General features: G+C 38.4%; 3 protein-coding genes. All 3 read right to left on the reverse strand.

Features of this window, described 5'->3' with window-relative positions; translation table 11 throughout:
• A partial coding sequence (rfbB, locus tag ACYVAA_RS22605; protein WP_460546280.1) for a dTDP-glucose 4,6-dehydratase occupies nucleotides 1–803 on the reverse strand: 803 nt, incomplete at its 3' end.
• 119 nt (nucleotides 804–922) lie between these two features.
• On the reverse strand, nucleotides 923–1,789 hold the full coding sequence (gene rfbD / locus ACYVAA_RS22610) for an SDR family oxidoreductase (protein WP_460546283.1): 867 nt from the start codon (nucleotides 1,787–1,789) through the stop codon (nucleotides 923–925).
• A 115-nt stretch (nucleotides 1,790–1,904) separates the two neighbouring features.
• Nucleotides 1,905–2,795: glucose-1-phosphate thymidylyltransferase RfbA (gene rfbA / locus ACYVAA_RS22615; protein ID WP_460546285.1), on the reverse strand; the 891-nt coding region annotated here is incomplete at its 5' end.

A 2,795-nucleotide genomic window follows, 5' to 3' on the forward strand; every position in this document is an offset into this window, starting at 1 on the left:
GTCGATGCGATATAGTTATTATTTCTCTCGTTCCTTCCCCCAATATTATATACCTCCCCGGCTTTTCCCTCATGAAATGCAAGGTCAATCCCTTTGCAGTGATCCAAAACATATAACCAATCCCGGATATTCTTTCCATCCCCATAGATAGGAATATTTTCACCCCTTAAGGCCTTTCTTATTATCGTTGGGATAAGTTTTTCATCATGCTGCTTGGGTCCGTAATTATTGGAGCAATTGGTGATCACCGTATTCAATCCGTAAGTATGGTGGTAACTTCTCACTACCATATCTGAACTGGCTTTACTTGCACTGTAGGGAGAGTTGGGTGCATAGGGTGTTGCTTCTGTAAATAATCCTGTTTCTCCTAAAGTACCGTAAACCTCGTCAGTGGAGATATGAAGAAACCTGGCATCCTGATAAGCTTCTTTGTATAAAAAAGGCTTTTCCATCCAATATTTGTAAGCTACATCCACCAGGGTAAAAGTGCCATTTACATTTGTCTCGATAAACACACCAGGGTTACTAATAGAATTGTCTACATGGGATTCTGCAGCAAAGTGAATCACCCCTTGAATATCAAATTCTCTAAAAATTTTTTCCACCAATTTTCTATCACAAATATCACCTTTCAAAAAAATATGCCGATCACTCTTTTCTACTTCTTGAAGGTTATTCATATCTCCGGCATAGGTTAAGAGATCCAAATTGACCAAGCGGACATTTTGGTGATATTCAAGAAAATACTGAACAAAATTTGAACCAATAAAGCCTGCACAGCCCGTTACTAGAATAGTTTTCATATAATTACTTTGCACTTTAAGAATTTGTTTTTTTTAATTGACCGTTTCTTTCAACAATCCATCTACTTCATTTTGGCTAAAGTTGGGAATAGTTTTCCCTCCAAAAGGACAAAAAAAAGTCAACCGGACTGTTTTATCTCATCCAGACAGGAACGTAAGGAATCACGCCAATAAGGAATGGTTAAATTAAAAGTCTTCTTAATTTTATACTTGTTTAAAACTGAATAATGGGGTCTGATTGCTGGCGTCGGGTAATTGGCTGTAAGCTGGGGACTTACATCACAATTGATGGCTTTTATTTCCATGATGGCTTTAGCAAAATCAAACCAACTACATACCCCCTCATTATTGTAATGAAATACTTCTACCCCTGCATGATTTAATTGAGGCAGGATGTCAAGTAGGGTTTGAGCCAGATCTCTTGCATAAGTAGGGCTACCGATTTGATCATCAATCACCTTCAGTTGATCCCGCTCTTTACCTAAACGAATCATGGTCTTTACAAAATTGTTTCCAAAAGAAGAATAGACCCAGCTTGTACGAATAATTATCGAATTATCTGGATTGACCCTTTTTAGCCCCTCTTCTCCGGCCAGTTTGGTTTTTCCATAAACATTTTGGGGATTGGCAACTTCCTCCTCCAAATATGGCTTGTATCCCTTTCCCTCAAAAACATAATCTGTTGACACGTGCAAGAACCTGATTCGTCTTTCTTTGGCTATTTCAGCTAAGTTGACCACTGCTTGATGATTAATAAGATCAGCAAGCTCTCCCTCTGATTCCGCCTTATCTACAGCGGTATAGGCAGAACAGTTAATGATTACCTCTATTTTATTTAAGTCCAGAAAGGCTTTAACAGCTTCCCTTTGTATAATATCCAGCTCCTCTTTATCAGTGAAGAAAAAATCATACCTATAATTTCCCGCTAAATAGTGTATTTCAGATCCCAACTGCCCCTTGGAACCAATAACCAAAACTTTAAACATACAATTTCATTTCGACTGATTAATCAGAAATATGACTCATAATTAAACTGACAGAAAGTTTCAGCAAAATCTATCCTTTGCATCTCCGTCAATTTTCGGTTCTCCTACGACCACTTCAGGTATTATTATTCTGATAAATTCTATCCCCCTTTCTTTTTTTCACCTTTCTTATTAAATATTGTCCGTATTCATTTTTCTTTAGAGGTTCTGCTAATCTTAACAGCTGCTCCCCGTTTATATAGCCCATTTCATAAGCAATTTCCTCCAGACACGCTACCTTCAAGCCCTGTCTTTTCTCAATGGTATGGATAAAATTGGAAGCCTCTAACATGGATTCATGGGTTCCGGTATCTAGCCAGGCATACCCTCTTCCCATAAATTCTACCTTAAGGTTTTCCATTTCCAGGTAAGCTTGGTTTACAGAGGTAATCTCTAATTCACCGCGATCGCTTGGCTTGATCTTTTTTGCAATGTCCACTACGGAATTGGGATAAAAATACAATCCAACCACAGCATAATTTGATTTTGGAGTTTTTGGCTTTTCTTCAATGCTTAAAACATTTCCTTCCTCATCAAACTCTGCCACTCCATATCTTTCTGGATCTTGGACATAATAACCGAAGATGGTTGCTTTTCCCTCACTGGAAACGTTATGAACCGATTGCTTTAATAATCCAGAAAAACCATGACCATAGAAGATGTTGTCTCCCAATATCAAACATACGTCATCATTTCCTATAAATTCTTCTCCAATAATAAACGCCTGCGCCAATCCATCCGGACTAGGCTGCTCCGCATAAGAAAGGCTTATCCCCAAATCCTTTCCATCCCCCAAAAGTTTCTGAAAATTAGGAAGATCATCCGGAGTGGATATGACTAATATTTCCCTAATTCCCGCGAGCATTAAAACAGACAAGGGATAATAAACCATCGGCTTATCGTATATGGCCAAAAGCTGCTTGGATGTTCCTTTTGTAATATGATAAAGCCTAGTTCCTGAACCTCC

This window comes from Echinicola sediminis, from assembly GCF_054777495.1.